The organism is Streptomyces sp. NPDC060198, from assembly GCF_042728415.1.
GTDB lineage: Bacteria > Actinomycetota > Actinomycetes > Streptomycetales > Streptomycetaceae > Streptomyces.
Genome location: NZ_JBHWZJ010000557.1, coordinates 1 through 3,322, shown reverse-complemented (window position 1 = coordinate 3,322; position 3,322 = coordinate 1). Strand labels below are relative to the sequence as shown.

3 protein-coding genes and 1 riboswitch are annotated in these 3,322 nt (G+C 72.8%); all 3 genes read right to left on the bottom strand.

Annotated elements, in window-relative coordinates:
• Positions 1 to 43: 43 nt before the first annotated feature.
• From ACFWEP_RS33355 to ACFWEP_RS33345, 3 genes are read right to left on the bottom strand one after another with little or no spacing between them, the layout of a single operon-like run.
• Positions 44 to 832 (bottom strand): ABC transporter ATP-binding protein, encoded by a 789-nt coding sequence (locus ACFWEP_RS33355; RefSeq protein WP_387375853.1) that lies wholly within the window; start codon positions 830 to 832, stop codon positions 44 to 46.
• Positions 829 to 1,959: a FecCD family ABC transporter permease gene (locus ACFWEP_RS33350; protein WP_387375851.1), complete on the bottom strand. Its 1,131-nt coding sequence runs from the start codon at positions 1,957 to 1,959 to the stop codon at positions 829 to 831. Before ACFWEP_RS33350 ends, ACFWEP_RS33355 begins: the two co-directional genes overlap by 4 nt.
• Positions 1,956 to 2,987: an ABC transporter substrate-binding protein gene (locus tag ACFWEP_RS33345; RefSeq protein WP_387375850.1), complete on the bottom strand. Its 1,032-nt coding sequence runs from the start codon at positions 2,985 to 2,987 to the stop codon at positions 1,956 to 1,958. Before ACFWEP_RS33345 ends, ACFWEP_RS33350 begins: the two co-directional genes overlap by 4 nt.
• Before the next feature lie 70 nt (positions 2,988 to 3,057).
• Positions 3,058 to 3,246: riboswitch (cobalamin riboswitch) on the bottom strand.
• Positions 3,247 to 3,322 lie beyond the last annotated feature (76 nt).

Genomic DNA, 3,322 nt, shown 5'->3' with positions numbered 1-3,322 from the left:
GATCCGAAGTGACGGATCCGCCCCGAACCACGCCCTGCCCGCGTCACACTCCGGCGGGAGGCAGGAACCGCACGCTGGGCCGTCCCTGCGGGCCGTCCGGGGTGACCACCGACCGCACCCGGTAGACGTCCGCGATCAGCTGCTCGGTGATCACCTCGTGCGGGGGGCCTGCGGCGACCACCCGTCCGTCGCCCATCACGGTGACCAGGTCGCAGAACATCGCGGCCAGATTCAGGTCGTGCAGGGCGACGACACAGGTGAGCGGGAGTGCGGACACCAGCGCCAGCAGGTCCAGCTGGTGCTGGACGTCCAGGTGGTTGGTGGGTTCGTCCAGCAGGAGTTCGCGGGGCCGCTGGGCCAGGGCGCGGGCGATCTGGACCCGCTGGCGTTCGCCGCCGGACAGGGTGTGCCAGGACTGCCCGGCCCGGTCCGTCAGCCCGGTGCGTTCCATGGCCTCGCGCACCGCTTCGTCGTCCGCGGGCCCCGGCGCCGACCAGGCCCTGCGGTGCGGGATGCGCCCGAGGCGTACGACGTCGAGGACGCTGAGTTCGACCTGGGTGGCCGCGTGCTGGTCGACGACGGCGACCCGCCGGGCCACCGTGCGCCTGCTCGTCGCGGCCAGCGGCTCGCCGTCGAGGGTGACGAGGCCGCCCTCCGGCGGGAGGACACCCGCGAGCACCCGCAACAGGGTCGACTTTCCTGAGCCGTTGGGGCCGATCAGGCCGACGGTGGCGCCAGGCGGCGGGGCGAGGGTCACTCCGTCGAGGATCAGGCGCCCGCCCGCGGTCCGGCTCACCCGGTCGGCCCGCAGGCCCTCGGCGGGGGCGGTCATACGACCCTCCGGGTGCGGTGCAGGACGAGCACGAAGGCCGGTACCCCGATCAGCGCGGTGACCACGCCGACCGGCACCTCCTGCGGGTCGAGGACCGTCCGGGCCAAGGTGTCGACCCAGACCAGGAAGACCGCTCCGGCCAGCGCCGTGACGGGCAGCAGTCTGCGGTGCCCCGCTCCCGCGAGGGCCCGGGCGGCGTGCGGCAGCACCAGGCCGACGAAGCCTATCGCCCCGGCCGAGCTGACCAGTGCGGCGGTCAGCAGCGCCGTGGTGCAGAGCAGCACGGTCCGGGTGCGCGCGACATGGACGCCCAGGGTGGCCGCGGCGTCCTGCCCGAAGGCGAAGGCGTCGAGCGTACGGGCGTGCCCCAGGCAGACCATGAGGGTCACGACGACGATGCCGGCGCAGAGCCGTACGTCCGTCCAGCCGACACCGCTGAGTGAGCCGAGCAGCCAGAACAGCACCCCGCGGGTCTGCTCGGCGTCGGCGGCGGTCATCACGACGAACGACGTGAGCGCGGAGAACAGTTGCATCACCGCGACGCCCGAGAGCACGACCCGGTCCGTGGTGCCGCCGAGGGTGTGGCTGAGCAGGAGGACGAGCGCGAACGAGGCGAGCGCCCCGACGAACGCGCCCGCCGAGAGGGACACCGCGCCCCCGCCGACGCCCAGCACCACGACCACGACCGCGCCGGTGGACGCCCCGGAGGAGACGCCGAGGACGAACGGGTCGGCGAGCGGGTTGCGGAGCAGCGACTGCATGACGGTCCCGCACACCGCGAGCCCGGCGCCGCAGACGGCGGCGAGCAGGGTGCGCGGCATCCTGAGGTCCCAGACGATGCCGTCCCGGATCGGGCTCAGTTCCGTGCCGCCGAGGCCCAGATGGGCGGCGACCACCGACCACACGTCGGCGACGGAGATCCGGGCGGGGCCGATGGTGACGGCCACCGCGACGGAGACCAGGAGGAGGACGGTCCCGCCGGCCCACAGGAGGGGTTCGGGCACCGTCCGCAAGCTCCGCCGCCCGGACGGTACGAGGCGACCGGGCCGTGCGCCGGAGCCGGTCCCGGCCGGGGCACTCGCCGGCGGCCGCGGACGGACGGCTGCCGGGTCCGGGCCGGCGGTCATCCGGCGAGCCCGAACTCGCGCAGCCCGGCGGCGACGAGTTCGATGCCCTCCACCGTACGGATGGAGGGGTTCATGGCCTGGCCGCTGAGCAGGACGTACCGCTTGTTCCGTACGGCGTCCATGTTCCGGGTGACCGGGTTGGACTCCAGGAACTCGATCTTCTTCTCGGCGCTCTCGGCCGTCTGCGACTTGCGGGTGAGATCGCCGATGACGAGGACGTCCGGGTCACGGTCGGCGATGGTCTCCCAGTTGATCTGGGGCCACTCCTCGTGGGTGTCGTCGAAGACGTTCTTCGCGCCGAGTTCGGTGGTGATGACGCCGGGTGCCCCGCAGCAGCCGGCCAGGTACGGGGCCTCGGAGTTGGCGAACCAGTAGAGGAGGGTGGTGCGGGAGGCGTCGATGTCCTCTGTCGCCTTCGTCACGCGGGCCCGCAGGTCGGCTATGAGCTCCTCGCCCCGTTCCCGTACGCCGAACACCTTGGCCAGGTCGCGTATCTCGCCGTAGACGCTGTCGAGGGTGAGGGCGGTGGAGCGGGCTCCGTCGCCGTCGCCGCTGTTGTCCTTGCCGGTGCAGTCGGAGGGCGAGACGTAGGTGGGTACGCCCAGGTCCTCGAACTGCTCGCGGGGTGCGACTCCGCCCTTGCCGAGGGTGGATTCGAAGGAGGCGCTGACGAAATCGGGCTCCTGTTCCAGCACCTTTTCCGAGGAGGGGGCGTTGTCGGAGAGCCTGGGGACCGTCGCGTCGGCCTTCTCCAGGCCCTTCATGACGGGGTCGGTCCAGGTCGCGCTGCCCGCGAGCCGGTCGGCGAGGCCCAGCGAGAGCAGGATCTCCGTAGATCCCTGGTTGAGCGAGACCGCGTGGTGCGGTGCGGACGTGACGGTGACGGTGCGTCCGCAGTTCTGGAGCGTCACCGGATAGCCGTCAGCGGCCTTCTCGGCGGCGGGCGCGCTGTCGTCGGCGCCGCCGCAGGCGGTCAGCAGCAGGACGCCCGTGGTCAGAAGGGCAGCGGAACGGGCGGATCGGGCCATGGCGGGCACGAGGTACCTCGGCGTCTCTGGGCCCATGCGCGGGGCCCGTTGTACGGAGTACTGCGACCCGTACGGGGCGCAGGGCGCCAGCAGGTCTTCGGACTCGGGTTCGTGCGGACGGGGCGCCTTCCCAGGACACCCGTGGGTCTCCCAGTGGCCGTGGCCCCGCCCGTCCCCCTCACCGCTGCGCGTCAGTTCCGGACTCTCACCGGATTCCCTGACCCCTGTGTGGAGTGCGACTGGCACTGGGAAGCTATCACGCCCCTCGGACCGCGCCCGGGGTCCGCCCTGATCCCGCGCGGACCCGGACGAGGGGCCGGGGGACGGTGGTACGA

Excerpts from the sequence above, each read along its gene's own strand:
- ACFWEP_RS33355 (WP_387375853.1), bottom strand. The coding sequence starts at position 832 with ATGACCGCCCCCGCCGAGGGCCTGCGGGCCGACCGGGTGAGCCGGACC.
- ACFWEP_RS33350 (WP_387375851.1), bottom strand. The coding sequence starts at position 1,959 with ATGACCGCCGGCCCGGACCCGGCAGCCGTCCGTCCGCGGCCGCCGGCG.
- ACFWEP_RS33345 (WP_387375850.1), bottom strand. The coding sequence starts at position 2,987 with ATGGCCCGATCCGCCCGTTCCGCTGCCCTTCTGACCACGGGCGTCCTG.